This is a genomic window from Gemmata sp. (genome assembly GCF_051859125.1).
GTDB lineage: Bacteria > Planctomycetota > Planctomycetia > Gemmatales > Gemmataceae > Gemmata.
Genome location: NZ_JBHYGG010000245.1, coordinates 17,423 through 32,671, shown reverse-complemented (window position 1 = coordinate 32,671; position 15,249 = coordinate 17,423). Strand labels below are relative to the sequence as shown.

General features: G+C 69.8%; 17 protein-coding genes. 12 read left to right on the top strand and 5 right to left on the bottom strand.

The window, feature by feature from the left end:
* Positions 1-27: 27 nt before the first annotated feature.
* Complete coding sequence (locus ACTIGN_RS20585) at positions 28-327, bottom strand: GlsB/YeaQ/YmgE family stress response membrane protein (protein WP_439627291.1); 300 nt, start codon at positions 325-327, stop codon at positions 28-30.
* A 215-nt stretch (positions 328-542) separates the two neighbouring features.
* Here ACTIGN_RS20585 and ACTIGN_RS20580 point away from each other — a divergent pair, with 215 nt between their 5' ends.
* Genes ACTIGN_RS20580 through ACTIGN_RS20570 form a run of 3 tightly spaced genes read left to right on the top strand, consistent with a single transcriptional unit; the run spans position 543 to position 2,292 of the window.
* On the top strand, positions 543-893 hold the full coding sequence (locus ACTIGN_RS20580; RefSeq protein ID WP_439627289.1) for an HPF/RaiA family ribosome-associated protein: 351 nt from the start codon (positions 543-545) through the stop codon (positions 891-893).
* Between the two features lie 30 nt (positions 894-923).
* Positions 924-1,562 carry a hypothetical protein gene (locus ACTIGN_RS20575; protein ID WP_439627287.1) on the top strand — a complete coding sequence of 213 codons (639 nt, stop codon included), beginning with the start codon at positions 924-926 and terminating at the stop codon, positions 1,560-1,562.
* A gap of 13 nt (positions 1,563-1,575) precedes the next feature.
* The gene (locus ACTIGN_RS20570) at positions 1,576-2,292 is read left to right on the top strand and encodes a 4'-phosphopantetheinyl transferase family protein (RefSeq protein WP_439627285.1); all 717 of its coding nucleotides are present in this window, start codon (positions 1,576-1,578) and stop codon (positions 2,290-2,292) included.
* A gap of 87 nt (positions 2,293-2,379) precedes the next feature.
* Here ACTIGN_RS20570 and ACTIGN_RS20565 read toward each other — a convergent pair whose 3' ends face one another.
* Entirely contained in the window at positions 2,380-3,957 is a 1,578-nt protein-coding gene (locus tag ACTIGN_RS20565; RefSeq protein WP_439627283.1) for a hypothetical protein, read from the bottom strand.
* Positions 3,958-4,232: 275 nt separating this feature from the next.
* Here ACTIGN_RS20565 and ACTIGN_RS20560 point away from each other — a divergent pair, with 275 nt between their 5' ends.
* The 5 genes from ACTIGN_RS20560 (at position 4,233) to ACTIGN_RS20540 (ending at position 8,327) form a co-directional block, all read left to right on the top strand.
* Positions 4,233-5,558, top strand: a complete 1,326-nt coding sequence (locus ACTIGN_RS20560) for a TIGR02996 domain-containing protein (RefSeq protein WP_439627281.1) — start codon at positions 4,233-4,235, stop codon at positions 5,556-5,558.
* 99 nt (positions 5,559-5,657) lie between these two features.
* The gene (locus ACTIGN_RS20555) at positions 5,658-6,404 is read left to right on the top strand and encodes an MJ0042-type zinc finger domain-containing protein (protein ID WP_439627279.1); all 747 of its coding nucleotides are present in this window, start codon (positions 5,658-5,660) and stop codon (positions 6,402-6,404) included.
* Between the two features lie 68 nt (positions 6,405-6,472).
* Positions 6,473-7,219: a UMP kinase gene (pyrH, locus tag ACTIGN_RS20550; RefSeq protein WP_439627277.1), complete on the top strand. Its 747-nt coding sequence runs from the start codon at positions 6,473-6,475 to the stop codon at positions 7,217-7,219.
* A gap of 81 nt (positions 7,220-7,300) precedes the next feature.
* Complete coding sequence (gene frr, locus ACTIGN_RS20545) at positions 7,301-7,858, top strand: ribosome recycling factor (protein WP_439627275.1); 558 nt, start codon at positions 7,301-7,303, stop codon at positions 7,856-7,858.
* A gap of 76 nt (positions 7,859-7,934) precedes the next feature.
* On the top strand, positions 7,935-8,327 hold the full coding sequence (locus tag ACTIGN_RS20540) for a (2Fe-2S) ferredoxin domain-containing protein (protein WP_439627273.1): 393 nt from the start codon (positions 7,935-7,937) through the stop codon (positions 8,325-8,327).
* 129 nt (positions 8,328-8,456) lie between these two features.
* Here the strand turns inward: ACTIGN_RS20540 and ACTIGN_RS20535 are convergent, their stop codons facing one another.
* Entirely contained in the window at positions 8,457-9,563 is a 1,107-nt protein-coding gene (locus tag ACTIGN_RS20535) for a GTP-binding protein (RefSeq protein WP_439627271.1), read from the bottom strand.
* A 66-nt stretch (positions 9,564-9,629) separates the two neighbouring features.
* On the opposite strand from ACTIGN_RS20535, the gene ACTIGN_RS20530 reads away from it, so the two are divergent.
* Positions 9,630-10,931, top strand: coding sequence for a putative oxidoreductase C-terminal domain-containing protein (locus tag ACTIGN_RS20530; protein ID WP_439627269.1), 1,302 nt, complete (start codon positions 9,630-9,632; stop codon positions 10,929-10,931).
* 72 nt (positions 10,932-11,003) lie between these two features.
* On the opposite strand, the gene ACTIGN_RS20525 is transcribed toward ACTIGN_RS20530, so the two are convergent.
* Positions 11,004-11,786: an NAD-dependent epimerase/dehydratase family protein gene (locus ACTIGN_RS20525; RefSeq protein ID WP_439627267.1), complete on the bottom strand. Its 783-nt coding sequence runs from the start codon at positions 11,784-11,786 to the stop codon at positions 11,004-11,006.
* Between the two features lie 93 nt (positions 11,787-11,879).
* Between ACTIGN_RS20525 and ACTIGN_RS20520 the strand changes: the two genes are divergently transcribed.
* The 3 genes from ACTIGN_RS20520 to ACTIGN_RS20510 all read left to right on the top strand — a co-directional run bounded on the left by ACTIGN_RS20520 (position 11,880) and on the right by ACTIGN_RS20510 (position 13,845).
* The gene (locus tag ACTIGN_RS20520; RefSeq protein WP_439627265.1) at positions 11,880-12,833 is read left to right on the top strand and encodes an amidohydrolase family protein; all 954 of its coding nucleotides are present in this window, start codon (positions 11,880-11,882) and stop codon (positions 12,831-12,833) included.
* Between the two features lie 122 nt (positions 12,834-12,955).
* Positions 12,956-13,354 carry a PDZ domain-containing protein gene (locus ACTIGN_RS20515; RefSeq protein WP_439627263.1) on the top strand — a complete coding sequence of 133 codons (399 nt, stop codon included), beginning with the start codon at positions 12,956-12,958 and terminating at the stop codon, positions 13,352-13,354.
* A 26-nt stretch (positions 13,355-13,380) separates the two neighbouring features.
* Positions 13,381-13,845 carry an L-2-amino-thiazoline-4-carboxylic acid hydrolase gene (locus ACTIGN_RS20510; RefSeq protein WP_439627261.1) on the top strand — a complete coding sequence of 155 codons (465 nt, stop codon included), beginning with the start codon at positions 13,381-13,383 and terminating at the stop codon, positions 13,843-13,845.
* A 67-nt stretch (positions 13,846-13,912) separates the two neighbouring features.
* On the opposite strand, the gene ACTIGN_RS20505 is transcribed toward ACTIGN_RS20510, so the two are convergent.
* A complete protein-coding gene (locus ACTIGN_RS20505) occupies positions 13,913-15,235 on the bottom strand; it encodes a hypothetical protein (RefSeq protein WP_439627260.1) in 1,323 nt (440 codons plus the stop codon).
* Positions 15,236-15,249 lie beyond the last annotated feature (14 nt).

Genomic DNA, 15,249 nt, shown 5'->3' with positions numbered 1-15,249 from the left:
CCGCCCCTTGGGGGAGTCGGGAGCCGTTTAGCGGCTGTTCGGGCTGTAGGTGACGTCCCGGTTGCCGCCGGTCGCCGCGACGTAGCCCCACAGCACCAGCACACCGCCGGCGACGGACATCAGCCACCCCGGCCACATGCGGTTGACGTCCGGAGTGTCCGTCCACGTCGGCCAGATGGCCGAGGAGATGAGCCCGCCGACGCACGCACCGACGACGCCCAGCGCGATCGTCATGAGCATCCCGAGGTTCTGCTTGCCGGGCACGAGAGCCCGGGCGATCAGACCGACAACCAACCCCGTCACGATCCAGCTCAGTAGCGACAACATGGCGTACCCTTTGTTTGTGTTCGTTTAGCGCCGGTGCCGCGGTGGTTGCGACCCGTTTCGCAACGATCAGTACAGCACTTCGCGCGCCACACGCGGCCGCGCGCCGCCACGATTTTTGCCAATCCCGGGGGGCACGTTCGAGGCTCTTCGCCCGGCACGCCGTCTGCTGTTCTTCGGTGTTCCCCATCGCCGGTTACACTCTCCGAGGGTCGCAGATGATCTTCCAGGTCCGTACCGATAACCACATCAAGAACAGCGCCGAACTCGGCGAGTCGATCCGGGCGACGGTCGAGGCGTCCATCGCCCCGCGGTTCGGCGACCGGCTCCGCCGCGTCGAGGTGTACCTCGAAGACATGAACGCCCTGAAGGGCGGGATCGACACCCGGTGCTCGATCGAGGTTCACCTCGCGGGCCGGCCGGCGGCGGCCGCGCACGACGACGCCTCGGACGTGGACACCGCGGTTGACGGCGCAATTGAAAAAGTCCTGCGCGTCCTGGAGCACCAACTCGGGAAGCAGGACGCACGGGCCGGGCACACCTCCGCGGCCGGCGACGAAGGGTTGTGACCCCCGCGGGCCGCCACCAGAGGTTCGGAGATGATCCTGTTCGCCCCGGACGCCGCCGCGGCCGCGGAAGTGGCTGCAATGGTGCGGCGCACGACCCTCGACCAGCCGGGGTTCGCACTGTTGCGGTTCCCGCACCCGCTCGGCTCCCGCGCCCTCCGCGGCGCGATGATCGGCCTGATCGACGTCCTCCCGGTCCGGTTCGAAGTCGAGCGCCTCGGCCGGTTCGATCAGCAGGTCAGCTCGAAGTTCCACCGCGACGGCGCGCCGCCCGCGTCTCTCCTGGTGCTCGGGTACGAGGCGACCACGGTGCGGAGTCGGCTGTTGATCGCCGACGCCAGCCGGGCCGCCGCAGCAGCGGTGGTGCCGCTCCCGGAGTTCGTCGCGCGGCACAACCCCATGTTCCCCGCCGGCGAGGCGCACTACCTTCGATTCGTAACGGAAGTGCCCCTGCCCCACGGCGAGTCGTACCTCGTCGCGATCAACAACAGCTTGTTGCCGGGACCGGACGGAACGAACCCGCTCGGCGTGCTGCACAAGGCGGTGATCGACGCCCCGGACCCGGCGGCGCGGCGTATCATCAACTCGATCGGGTTGACGCTCCCCGGGACGGCGGCCGTCACGTCGGCCGCGGAAGTTGAGCGGTTCGTCTCCCGCGACGATCTGGACTGACTCCGAGAGGCCCATGCCGCCCGCCCCCGTTCCCGGCCCGCACCTCGTCACCGTCCCGCTGTCCGAACTGGGCGGCCGCCCCAACGACGGCGAGGTCCGCGTCTGGGTCGTGCCGCTCGAGTACCCCCCCGCGAACGAGGCTTCGCTGCTCGCGTGCCTCACGACCGAGGAGCACGAGCGGGCCGCCCGGTACAAGGTCGCGCGGCCGCGGCACCAGTTCGTGACCGGCCGCGGGCTCGTGCGGCAGATCCTCGGCCAGTGCCTGGGCCTGCGGCCGCCGGACGTGCCGGTCACCTACACCGGGGCGGGCAAGCCGGTTCTCGACGGCGGCGGGCTGCACTTCAACGTCACGCACACCGACGCCGTCGCGCTGCTCGCGCTCGCGACCCGGGCCGTCGGGATCGACACCGAGCAGGTCCGCGACCTCGCCAACCCCGACGGGTTGGTGCAACGGTTCTTCTCGGCCGCGGAGTGCGAGGCGTACCGGAACCTGCCGCCGGAGTTGAAGCGCACCGGGTTCTTCCACGCCTGGACGTGCAAGGAGGCGGTGATCAAGGCCGCCGGGCTGAGCGTGACGTGCCTGGAGACCTTCGACGTGGACCTCGACCCGACGCGGCCCGCGGCGCTGTTGGCCGCCCGGCACCCGGAACTGGCGGGCCGGCGCTGGGGCCTCACGGCCTGGGAGCCGGTGCCGGGGTTCGCGGCCGCGGTGGCAGTTGAAATGTTGTGAAGCGAGCGGCGCGGCGTGAGCCCGCCGGTGGATTGCGCCACCGGCGGGCTCACGTCGCGCCGCTCGAAGACCTCGTTCCCGTCGGGACTAATCCTTCACCGGCGGGGCCTCGATCGCGTTCACGCGGTTCAGGTACGGGGCGGCCGCCTGGTTGAGCTTGTCGACGTTCATGTCGAGCTTCATGCGGTAGCCCATCCGCGGGAAGAAGTCCTGGAACTTCACGATGGCCACGCCCTTGTCGCGGCCGGACTGCACGGCGCCCGTCATGGCGGCGATGAGCTTGGTCTTGTCGTCGCGGTTCGGGTCGTTGGCCGAGTTCGCCGGGTACCAGCCCTCGACGACGTACCGGGTCTGCTCGTTGATCTGGCCCACCCACTTGCGGGTCCGCATGTCGAAGTACGCGTCGACCGGGACGCCCATGCGGTTCAGGTCGCGGATCACGGCCTCGATGTCGTCGCTCCCGTCCCCGTTCACGTCGAAGATGCCGACGAGGGCGATGTGGTCGGCGGTCCCCTTGCGCCACACCGAGTTGTACAGCAGGTCGCCCGGGGCGGACCCGTCGCGGATCGGGTCGAACTCCTGGGTCACGCGGGCCCGGGCCAGGTGCGGGCCGATGACCTCGATGACCTCGATGGTGGCCTTCTCGACGAACCGCTCGACGTTCTTGTACACGCCCCGCTCGTCGGGCACCCGCATGGTGCGGACCCGGGACTGGCGGCCCTTCTCCTGGTAGTCGTTGGGCAGCACGGTGAACGTGAGCCCGGGGCGGACGAGGTCGGCCGAGCCGAGGTTGATCTCGACGACCCCCTGCTCCGGGCGGCGGAGGATCTTGCCCTGCGGCTCCTCGAACGCGAACTGGTTGACCTGGTTCTTGGCCCGCTCCTTGATGAGCACGCCGATCTGCTCCTGGAGCTGCGACATCAGGTCCTTCTGCCGCTTGGTCTCGCGCTCGAGCTGGCCCCTCGCGTCCATCGTCGCGTCGAGTTCCTTGCGGCCGGCCGCCTCGTCGGCGATGAACTTCTGCTTGCGGTCCTCGAACAGCTTGACCTGCGCGTCGAGCTTCGCCTTGTAGTCCTTCGGGAGCGAGGCGGCGACCTCGGCGAAGATCTGGCGGGCCTTTTCGTTCTCTTCCTGTGCCTTCTTGTAGTCGGACACGGCGGCCTTGTAGAGGTCCGACGTCTTCTTCTCCTCGCCCTTGGCCGCGTCCCGCTCCTTCATCGCCTCGGTGACGGCCTCCACGAAAGTTTTGGTCGGGGCCTCGCCGAGCTTCCCGCTCTCCTCCACGGTCCACACCTGCAGCTCGTTCGGGAGGGCGCTGCCGTCGGCCTTGCCGAGCTTGGTGGCGAGCCGGTCGTTGATCTGCTTCAGCTCGGTCGAGAGCTTGTCGCCGGCCTTGTGCTCGCCGAGGAGCAGGGTGCGGTCCTCGGGGTCATCGACCCCGAGGTAGATCTTGTACAGCTTGGTCTGGAGCTCGTACTCCTTCGCCTGGAGGCGAGCGGCGGCGGTCGTCTTTGTCGCATCCGCGACGCTGGCGATGCCCGCCTCACGGTCCGCGTACTGCATGTACCACAGCACCCCGAAGGTGATCGTAGACAGGACGAAGAACACCAGGGCGAACACCAGCGGCATGCTGGTCTCTTTCCCGCTCGCGGATTTCTTGGCCATGGGTTCCTCGACGACTGGTGTGGACCCGGGAGATTTGCTGGGGACGTGCAATTATACACCGGCCCCCACACACTTGAGCATAAACGAGCGCGCGGCCCAGTCAATTCGGAAAGGCCGGGCCGGCCGCCGAGTCGGCGGTGGTTGTGCGGCCTGCGCCGGTCGCGCCGGAGAGGTGACGCCCGCCGGGCGCGCCCGTTTCACCAATTCTCCGCCCCGCCGGCCGAAATCTCCGGCCCCTCTGGTGTCGCCGCGGGTCACGCGGGTATACTCCAGCGATGCACTTCACGGACGAACAACCATTTCTGGACGCCATCTTCGCCCGGTACTCCGACGACGGGCCGCGGCTCGTGTACGCCGACTTCCTCGACGAGGCCGGCGAGCCCGAGCGCGCCGAACTCGTGCGGGTGCAACTCGCCCTGGCCCGCATCGCCGACGGGCACCCGCGGCGGGCGGAACTCGTGAACCGCGAGGCCGAACTCCGCGACGCGCACTCGGCCCGCTGGACCGAGCGCCTCGCCGGGCTGGTCACCGCGGTCGAGTTCCGCCGCGGCGTCCCGGACTCGGTGACCGTGACCGCGGGCGCGTTCCTCGACCGCGGGGCGGAGCTGTTCCGCACGGCCCGGGTGCGGCGGCTCCGGCTCCTCGACGCCGCCGACGCGGTGGAGAAGGTCGCGGGCTCGCCGCTCCTCGCGGGGGTCCGCGAACTCGACCTGTGCGGGAACGAGCTGGGCCACGCCGGGGTCGCGCGGCTCGTCCGCTCGCCGCACCTCGGCGCGCTCGCGGCCCTCGACCTCGGGTTCAACGGCCTCGACGACCGCGCGGCCGCCGCGCTCGCCCGGTCGAGCGCCCTGGTGAACCTCACCGACCTGGCGCTGAACGACAACGACGCGATCACCTGCGCCGGGGTCCGGGAACTGGCCGCGTCGCCGTTCTACGCGGGCCTGCGGGCGCTGGACCTGTCGGGCAACGCCGTCGGGGCCGCCGGGGCCGCCGCGCTGACCGCACCCGCCGCGTTCCCGCACCTGCGCGCGCTCCGGCTCCGGGGGAACCCGCTCGGCGACGAGGGGGCGGAACACCTCGCCCGGTCCCCGCTGCTGGCCCGGGTGGTGGCCCGGGCGCTGGCGCTGGACCTCCGCGACGCGGAGATCGGGCTCGCGGGCGCGGCGGCGCTCGCCGGCTCGCCCGCGGTCGCGCGGTGCGCGGCGCTCGACCTGTCGGGGAACGACTTCGGCGATTCCGGGTTCGCGCGGTTCGTGACCGCCCCGGCCCCGGGCGGCCTGCGGACCGTGCGGTTCGCGCGGAACCGGATCACGGACGCGGGCCTCGCGGCCGTTCGCGGCCGGCTCCCCGCGTTGCTGAAGCAACTCGACCTCCTCGACCTCTCCGGGAACCGGCTCACCCGCCACGGGATCGGGCTCCTCCACGCGGCCCGGGGCGAGTCCGGGGTGGTGCTCGACGTGTCCAACAACGTGCAGGCGTCGGCCCGGGGCGAGGTGCCGGTCGCGGTCGGCGACGTGGTGGCGGACGTGTTCCAGGGCGTGGCCGAGGCCGCGGAGCTGCGGTGGCGGATCGCGCACCCGCAGGCGCTGCCCCGGTCGTAACGGGTCCGCACGGATCGGCGGCTTTTCACTTTCCGCTCCCGCACCAAACTCCCATAATCCCGCTTGAGTCGCCCAATCGCATTTTCGGACGCACGAGACATGAACAACGCCTGCCCGAGTTGCGGCGCGGTGTACGCCGTCGCCGCCAAAGACATCGGCCGAACGATCCGGTGCAAGAAGTGCAGCGCCGGGCTGCGGGTCGACGACACCGGCCTGGTCGAGGACGAGGCCGCTGCGGCCGAGAATGAAGCCGACGAGGCCGCCCCGCGGGCCAAGAAGCGGCGGTTCACCCCCGAGGACCGGGCGAAGCTCGCCGGGCTGCTCGACAGGATCGGGGGCGTGCCCGCGGCGCTGTTCGGCCTGGGCGTGTTCCTCACCATCTGGTTCTTCTTCCAGCAGTCGATCTCGGCGCCGAACGGCGCGTCGGACAACAGCGCGAAGGCGAGCGCGGCTCGCGTCAAACTGGACATGGACCAGGAGGTCCGCAAGCTCGAGGACGGCGCGCCCGAGCAGCCCGAGGGCGAGGACGCGAAGGCCATGGAGGACTACGCGAACAAGAAGCGCGAGTTCGACAAGGGCGCGCTGAAGAAGCGCAAGGAGATCGAGAAGAAGTACAAGCCGAAGCTCAACGACGCGAACGACGACTACGCCCGCACCCAGATCAGCAGCGCCAAGGGCCAGTGGTGGGACCAGTACGGGCTCATGTTCGGGTTCCTGTTCCTGGCGTTCGGCTGCACCGCGTACGTGCGGGGCGAGGGCAACCTCGTCCTCCGGATCGTGGCCGGGACCATCCTGACGCTGCTGTTCCTGGTCATCTTCGGGAAGTTCAGCGGGTGCCGCGGGTGACCGCGCCGCGGGGGCGGCGGGTCCGTACTCTGACCCGGACCCGTTGACCGCCCGCAGGAGTGCCCCGCATGCCTTCAGCCCCCGACCCGCTCGCCCCGAAGTACCGCCGCGTCCTGTTGAAGCTGAGCGGCGAGTCGCTCGGGCACGGCGGCAAGTCGGGCATCAGCCTCGACGAGACCAAGGCCATCGCCGAGCAGCTCAAGCGGGTCCACGCCCGCGGGGTGCAGCTCGCGGTGGTGATCGGCGGCGGGAACATCCTCCGCGGGGCGCAGTTCAGCGGCGGGGACGAGCGGATCAAGCCGGCCACGGCCGACTACATGGGGATGCTCGCGACGGTCATGAACGGCCTGGCCCTCCAGGACACGCTGGAGACGCTTGGCGTCGAGACCCGGCTCCAGTCGGCCGTCCGCATGGAGACGGTCGCCGAGCCGTACATCCGCCGCCGCGCGATCCGGCACCTGGAAAAGGGCCGGGTCGTGATCCTCGCCGGCGGCACCGGGAACCCGTTCGTGACGACCGACACCGCCGCCGCGCTCCGCGGCACCGAACTCGAGGTCGAGGTGGTGCTGAAGGCCACCAAGGTGGACGGCGTGTACGACTCGGACCCGGAGCGGAACGCCCACGCGGTGCGGTACGACCGGCTCACCTACGACCAGGTGATCCGCGACGGGCTCCGGGTCATGGACATCGGCGCGTTCGAGATGTGCAAGCAGGCCCGGCTCCCGATCATGGTGTTCGACTACAAGCGGGAGAACGCCATCGAGAAGGCCATCGCCGGGCACTCGATCGGCACCGTGGTCGGCGACCGCGGGTGACCGGGTTCCGGTCGAGACTTCCGGTGTCATTCGCTAGAATCTGGGTGTCGGTGACCCCGGACCCCTAACCCGTGACGACGCATGAACGCTCAAGAAATTTTGAAGGACGCCGAGGCCCGGATGGAGAAGGCGCTCGACGTGTTCCGCAACGACCTGAAGTCGGCCCGGACCGGCCGCGCGTCGCCGCAGATGCTCGACGCGCTGCGGGTCGACAACTACGGCACCATGTCCCCGATCCGCGACGTCGCCTCCGTGACGTGCCCGGACGCGGCGAGCATCGTCATCAAGCCGTACGCGGCCGACAGCCTCAAGGAGATCGAGAAGGCGATCCGGTCGAGCGACCTCGGCCTCGCGCCCAACAACGACGGCAAGGTGATCCGCCTGAGCGTGCCGCCGATGAGCGGCGACCAGCGGAAGAAGATCGTCGCGCAGGTGAAGAAGTCGGCCGAGGCCGCGAAGGTGTCGTGCCGCAACATCCGCCGCGACGGCAACAAGCACTACGACGACGCCGAGAAGGCCAAGACGATGACCGAGGACGACCGCGACAAGGGCAAGGCCAAGATGCAGGACCTACTCAAGACCTACGAGAACAAGGTCGACGCGCTGGCGAACGCGAAGGAAAAGGAAGTGATGGAGTAGTGTCGAATCGTAGGGCCGGCTGTGCCGGCCGAGGTTCGCACTTCAGGAGCGGCCGGCACAGCCGGCCCTACCAAACATGTCTCCAGTAGACGCGACCAAGGACAAGCTCGCGGCGGTGGCGGGGAAGTTGCTCATCGGGCAGTTCCACCGCCACGTCTTCCTGTGCATCGGCGAGGAGTGCTGCTCGGGCGCGGTCGGGACCGCCGCCTGGGAGGTGCTCAAGACAGAGTTGAAGGCCCGGAACCTGTCGCTCGCAACCGGCCCCGCAGCGTGCTACCGCACCAAGGTCGGGTGCCTGCGCGTGTGCGCCGGCGGGCCGATCCTGGTCGTGTACCCCGAGGGGACGTGGTACATGGGGATGACCGCTGACCGCATCCCCCGCTTCGTGCAAGAGCACCTCGTCGACGGCAAGCCGATCGAGGACTGGGTCTTCGCCCGCAACCCGCTGCCCAACCAAGAAGCAAAGTAGCCGCACGATTTCAGAAGCTGAAGCCACGATCGGGACCGAAGGCCGCGCTTCAATACGGCTTTCGGTCCCGATCGTGCCTGATCGGTTTTCGATCGTGCGGCTCGTTCTTCGCCTTCGCAATCGGTACGGCTAATCCTTCGCCTTCGCGTAGCGGTGGGTCGGGACCGGGCGGCCGGGGCGGAGGCTCTGGCTCGTGCGGAACTCGGCGCTCACGCCCGCATGCGAACACGCCGCGGTCACCACCTTCTGCACCTCGGCTTCGAGCACCGCGGGGTCGATCGCCACGCGGGCGTTCACGATCAGGTCGGCTTCCCGCGGGGAGATGTTCGACGGCAGCGAGAGCTTCGCCGCGGTGTCGTTGCTCACGACGTTCCCGACGGCGAACGCGCCCGCGTCGTCCATCCCGATGAGCTTGAGGTGCGCCACCTCCCCGCCGAGGTCGCGGCACACGCTCGCGAGGTCGGCCAGAACTGCGGCCAGGAGCGCGTCGAGGTCGAACGGCGCGGCGGCGGTGAGCCGGGCGGTCGCGTTGAGCCAACCGAGTTCGGCCTCGCCTTCGGCGTAGGTGTCGTAGTCGATGTCGAGGATCTTGCGGCCGAACCCGCCGGTCTGCGACAAGAGTTCCGTGAGCGCATCGAAGCCCTCGCCGGTCGCGGCACTCACCTTCAGCACCGGCGTGCCGGGGAACTGCTCGCCCACGAGCTTCAGCAGGTCGGTTTGTTGCTGCGGGGTGAGTTCGTCGGCCCGGTTGATGAGGATCGCGTCGGCCTCTTCGAGTTGCTTCTTGAAGATGTACGCGGCCTTCGGGCTGAACCCGCCGGCCTGCTGGTTCTTGAGGATGCGGGTGCCGTGGCTCGGCTTGAACAGCACCGCATACGGCGCGACCTCGAACTGCCCCGCGTACAGGTCCTTCAGCGGCTGCACGACGGTGGCGACGAGGTCGGTGCAGCTCCCGACCGGCTCGGCGAGGATCACGTCGGGCCGCTCGGACGCCTGCAGCGCCCCGACCCGCGACACGAGGTCGTCGAACCGGCAGCAGAAGCACGCGCCGGGCACCTCCTCGACCGCGAGCCCCTGGTTCCGGAACGTGTTCGTGTCCACGAGGTCGTGCGCCTGGTCGTTGGTGACGACGCCGACCCGCTTGCCCTGGGCCGCATAGTGGCGCGCGAGCCGGCCGAGCGTGGTGGTCTTCCCGGCCCCCAGGAACCCGCCGATCATTACGAATCGTACCGCCATGTGTAGAATCTCCGAACGTTCCGGTGGGGAGTCAGTCTAGCCCCGCGGCTCACGGTGGTCACCGACATGAAGCCGATTCGCCTGATGACCCTGGCACCGGGGCACTTCCACGCCGCGCTCGTGCAGAAGCGCATGGTCCCCGGGGTCACAGCCCGGAACTACGTGTACGCCCCGCTCGACGCGGACACGGTCGCGTACCTGGAGCGGCTCGCGGCGTTCAACGCCCGGGCCGAGAACCCGACGGCGTGGGAGGTGGACCTCCGCGCGAGCGACGGCTGGCGGGAGAGGTTCGAGCGGGAGCAGCCGGGGAACGTCGTGTTCCTCTCGGGCCGGAACAGACCGAAGATCGACCTGATGCGGCTCGCGGTCCGGAACAACCTCCACGTGATCGCCGACAAGCCGTGGGTGATCGAGTACGCCGACTTCCCGAAGGTCGAGGAACTGTACCGCGAGACCGACTTGCGGGACGTGCTGGTGTGGGACGTGATGACCGAGCGGCACGAGGTCACGAACCAGCTCGTTCGCGAGTTCATCCGCGACGGGTACATCTTCGGGAAGTGGCAGGCGGGCACCGCTTCGCAGCCGGCCCTCAACCTTGAGAGCCGGCACTTCCTGCGGAAGACCGTGGCGAGCCGGCCGCTGGTGCGGCCCTGGTGGTGGTTCGACCCAAAAGTTGCCGGCGAGTCGCTCGCCGACGTCGGCACCCACCTCGCGGACCTGGCGCTGTGGTTCGTCTCGCCGGACCGCATGATCAACTACCGGTCCGACGTCCACCACCTCGCGGCCGAGGCGTGGCCGCTGCTGCTCTCCGAGGACGAGTTCTGCGCGCTGACCGGCCTCCCCCGCTACCCCGAGGCGCTCGCGGCCCGGGTGGTGAACGAACAGCTCTACTACGCCGGCAACAACACCGTGACGCTCGCCCTCGCGGGGGTCCACGTCAAGCTGGCCACGACCTGGGAGTTCGAGGCCCCCGCCGGCGGAGCCGACACGCACGCCGTGACCGCACTCGGGACGCACGCGAAGATCGAGGTGCGGCACGACCCGACCGGCGTGCCCGAGGTGTACCTCGCGGCGACCAACCCGGCCGATCACGCCGAACTGTTCAGAAGGTTGGCGGCGAAGTGCGAGCTGATGCGGGGCCGCCTCCCGGGGCTCGCGGCGACGGACCGCGGCACCGAGGTGAAACTGGAGATCCCGGACCGGCTGCGGACGACGCACGAGGACCACTTCGCGACCGTGATGGACGAGTTCGTGCGGTACTTCCACAACCCCCGAGCGGTCCCCGCGTGGGAGCGCCCGAACACGCTCGGGAAGTACTACATCACCACCAAGGCGATCGAGATGGCCCGCAACAAGCCACCGGCGTGACACCTTAGGGCTGGTGGCACCGGCCTCCGGCCTGTGTTGCGCGGCCGCAGGCCGGAGGCCGGTGCCCCTCTTTCACTCCGCTCCGGTCGGCCAGCTCTCGGTCGGCTCCCAGCCGAGCAGCCGCGTGCTTTCCGACAGGTCGTAGCGCAGCGAGTGCGTGTGCCGGCTCGTCGCGTAAAGCACCGCGAACGGCGGCAGCGCGTCGGTCTCGACGGTCGCCGCGAAGAACCGGCCCGCGTCGCCGGGGCTTATGAACACGTCCTGGAACAGCTCGCTCCCGCGGATCTCGGCGACCTGACCCGCGTCCCGCGGGCACCACCCGATCCGCACCGCCAGCACCTCGAGCCCGTGCTCCTTCGCGTACACCTGCCCGAGCGCTTCGAGGAACACCTTGGTGCAGGCGTAGAGGTACCGCGGCCGCGGCGGCGAGTCGACGGTCACCGGCGTGTTCCCGTCGAGCAGGTGCCCGGCGATCACCTGCCCGGTGCTCGCGAGAACGACCCGTCGAACGCCCAGCGTGCGGGCCGCCTCCATCACCTGGTACGGCCCGACGATGTTGTTCGGCACCAGTTCGGAAACGAAGTTGTCGCCGTCGTTCGGCGGCGTGCCGCGGGGGTACTGCGCGTCGTCGGGCGTCGCGGCCAGGTGGATGATCGCGTCGGCCCCCGTTGCGGCGGCCCGGAGCGCGGCAACGTCCGTGAGCGTCCCGACGACCGACTGCTCCGCCGGCACGCCCGGGGTGGGGCGAACGTCGAAGCCGACGACCGTGTGCCCGCGGGCGACGAGCGCCGCAACGGCCGCCCGACCGATGCGGCCCGCCGACCCCGTCACCAGAATGCGTTGTGCGGTTTTCATGCCGATGTTGTATGCCACCCGCGTGCCAACGAACGGTTTCCCCGGCCCCGCCGGGCCGGTATACTGCGGCGAACCCTCACCCCGGACGCATTCATGAACCGTCGCGACTTCCTGGCCGCCTCCGCGGCCGCTGCCACTCTCCCGCTCGCCCCCGCTTCTGCCGAGGACAAGCCAATGCTCCCGATCGTCGACACGCACCAGCACCTCTGGGACCTCGAGAAGCTCAAGCTCGCGTGGTTCGACCCGAAGACCCCCGAGGGGAAGGTCCTCGGCCACAGCTTCACCCCGACGGAGTACGCCGAGGCGACGAAGGGCGTCGGCGTCGTGAAGGCCGTGTACATGGAGGTGGACGTCGTCCCCGAGCAGCAGCAGGCCGAGGCCGACTACATCGTCGAACTGTGCGAGAGCAAGAAGACGCCGACGTGCGCCGCGGTCGTCTCCGGCCGCCCGAACTCCGACGGGTTCGAGAAGTACGCGAAGCAGTTCAAGGGCCACAAGTACGTGAAGGGCGTCCGGCAGGTGCTGCACGTCAAGGAGACGCCCGCGGGGTACGCGCTCGAGGAGAAGTTCGTCAAGGGGATCAAGCTCCTGGGCGACCTCGGGCTGAGCTTCGACCTGTGCGTGCGGCCGGCCGAGTTGCCGGACTTCGTGAAGCTCGTGGACCAGTGCCCGAACACGCGGTTCATCCTGGATCACTGCGGGAACGCGAACCTGAAGCACACGCCGGCCGAGCGGGACCAGTGGAAGCGGGACATGGCCGAGATCGCGAAGAAGAAGAACGTGGTGGGCAAGGTGAGCGGGTTCATCGCCAGCGCCCCGGCCCGCGGGAAGTGGACGGTCGACGACCTGGCCCCGGTGGTGAACCACACCCTCGACGTGTTCGGCCCGGACCGCGTCATGTTCGGCGGCGACTGGCCCGTGTGCCTGCTCGGCGTCGAGAAGTACGCCGACTGGCCCACCGCCCTCAAGACCGTCGTGAAGGACCGCCCCGAGGAGCAGCAGAAGAAGCTGTTCCACGACAACGCGGTGACGTTCTACGGGCTGTGACCGGCGCGCCGCGACCGCGACGGGCGCGAAGTTCTCTCTTGCAATACCTACCGACTTCGGCAATGACTGATCGGTAGGCCGCCGCCCCTCGCGGCCGCGGCGGCAACGCCAGGAGCCGGGCCATGACCGCGATCACGGGACTCACCGCCTGCCTGTTCGGGAACCTGCTGCTCACCCTCGCCCCGGTGCCGCCCGAGCCGGCGCCGGACCCGATGGCCCGCGGCTACATGGGGATCACCGTGCAGAGCGGCGCGCTGGCCATCGAGAGCGTGCAGCCGGGGATGCCCGCCGCGAAGGCGGGGCTCCAGGGCGGCGACGTACTTGTGCGGGTCGGCACCCTGGAGCCCCGCGAGTTCGACCAGGTCGTGTCGCACATCTGCTCGTTCCGGCCCGGGGCCGTGGTCGAGATCGAGGTGCAGCGGGGCGGCGAGCGGAAGACCTTCAAGGTGAAGCTGGCGTGCCGGCCGCCGGAACTCGACCTCCCGACCCGCCAGCCGCGGCCGATCGACGTCGACGACTGACCGCGTTCGCACCCCGGGCACTTCTGATGGACGCTCCCGCACGCGTACCCCTCCCGCTGCTCCAGCAGCGGGAGGTCGAGGCCGAGGTCATCGCGCCGCTGTTCCGCGCCTTCGCACGGGAGGTCGGCGAGCCGCGGGCACGCGAGATCGTGGCCGGCGTCGTCCGCGACCTCGCCCGCACCGGCGGGTGCGCCGCGGCCGCGGGCGGGAACGACCTCGCTCACCTGAAGGGTGCCGTCGAGAAGTGGACCGAGAACGGCGCGCTCGAACTCACGGTCCTGCGCGACGACGCCGAGGCGTTCGAGTTCGACGTGACGCGGTGCCGGTTCGCGGAGATGTACCACCGGCTCGGGCTGGCGGACCTCGGGCCGGTCCTGTCGTGCAACCGCGACGCGGCGATGATCGAGGGGTTCAACCCGGCCATCGCCTTCACCCGCACGCAGACCATCATGGACGGCGCGCCGCACTGCAACTTCCGCTACCGATCGTAGGGCCGGCTGTGCCGGCCGAAGCAACGCGGTCACCTCCGGTTCGGCCGGCACAGCCGGCCCTACACCGTCACGGCTGAACCGGCTGCGTCCACGCGACCTCGACGTCGCCCTTCTCGTACGGGTTCGGGTGCGGCTTGCTGGAGGTCACCTTCGCCCGGACGTACAGCTCCTTCCCGGTCAGCGTGTAGCTCGGCCGCAACTCGTTCGACTCCGCGACCACCTTGCCAATTTCGGGCGAGTAGTCCGAAGTGACCGCGAGCGGCTTGCCGTCCTTGTCGAGCTTCGGTGCGGCGCCGAACTTGGCGTCGGTCATCGTCGCGACGAACTGCGTCTTGTACGTCACCCCCGGTTCGGCCCGGATCGCGAGCCGCAGCGCGTTCCCGTCGCGGGTCACCTCGTCGAGCACGACGCCGGTAGTGGCGTAGAAGTCGCCGGCCTCGATCCCCTTCACGACCCCCTCGCCGGTGAGGTGCGGGCTCTTGACCATGACCCACCCGCGGCCGGGGTTCACCTTGCCGACGCCGAACTCGTGGTACCCGTGGGCGTCGTCGGTCGCCAGGCCGTAGACGACCCCGAGCCCGTGCTTGCCGAGCCGCAGCGCGTTGGTGACGTCCCACACCCGCTCACACGAGGCGTGCGTCGCGTCGCCGTAGTTGCGGACCCCGGGGTGCCCGTTGAACACCTCGAAGTACCCGAGTTCGGGGACCGTCAGCATCTCCTCGGCCCGCACGCCCCAGCCGAAGTTCGGGTGGTTCAGGAACGCGATCATCGCCCGGGCCGTCCGCTTCCGCTGGTCGCCGACCTGCCGCAGGTTCACGGTGATCGTCTCGACGGCGTCCTTCCCGTCGAGCGGCTTGAGCGGGTCGCGAATGTTGATCCCGTTCATGTGGATCGGCCGCTTCGCGAAGCTGTGCGTGATCTCCTCGCTCGGGACCAGCAGGAACTTGCCGGGCTCCTCGAAGTGGCTGCGGAACTCGGACAGCGGCTTGAGGCGGACCTGCTTCTTGTCGCCGAGCGTGCGGAACTCGGCCCACCGCGGCCCGAACCGCTCGGCGTACTTCTTGACGGCGAGCGTGCGGGTGGGGGTGCTCTCCGCGTCGCTCCACTTCTCGCCCTCGGCGAGGACGTTGTGCTCGGTGAGGGCCAGGAAGTGGTAGCCGTGCGCCTTGTACCAGTCGGTGACCATCTCGGGGAAGTCGTCGCCGTCGCTCCACAGCGTGTGCGTGTGGAGGTTCCCCTTCCAGTACGCCGGGGCGGGGGACGGGGCCGGGATCTCGGCCGCCGGGCGGGGCGCGGCGCCGTCGCCGCCGGGGGTCCGCACGGAGAGGGCCAGCGCGAACGCGGCGGCCGACAGGACGACCGCGGAGAGGGAGCGGGTTCCGGGCGACATGTGTGGGCCCCAAG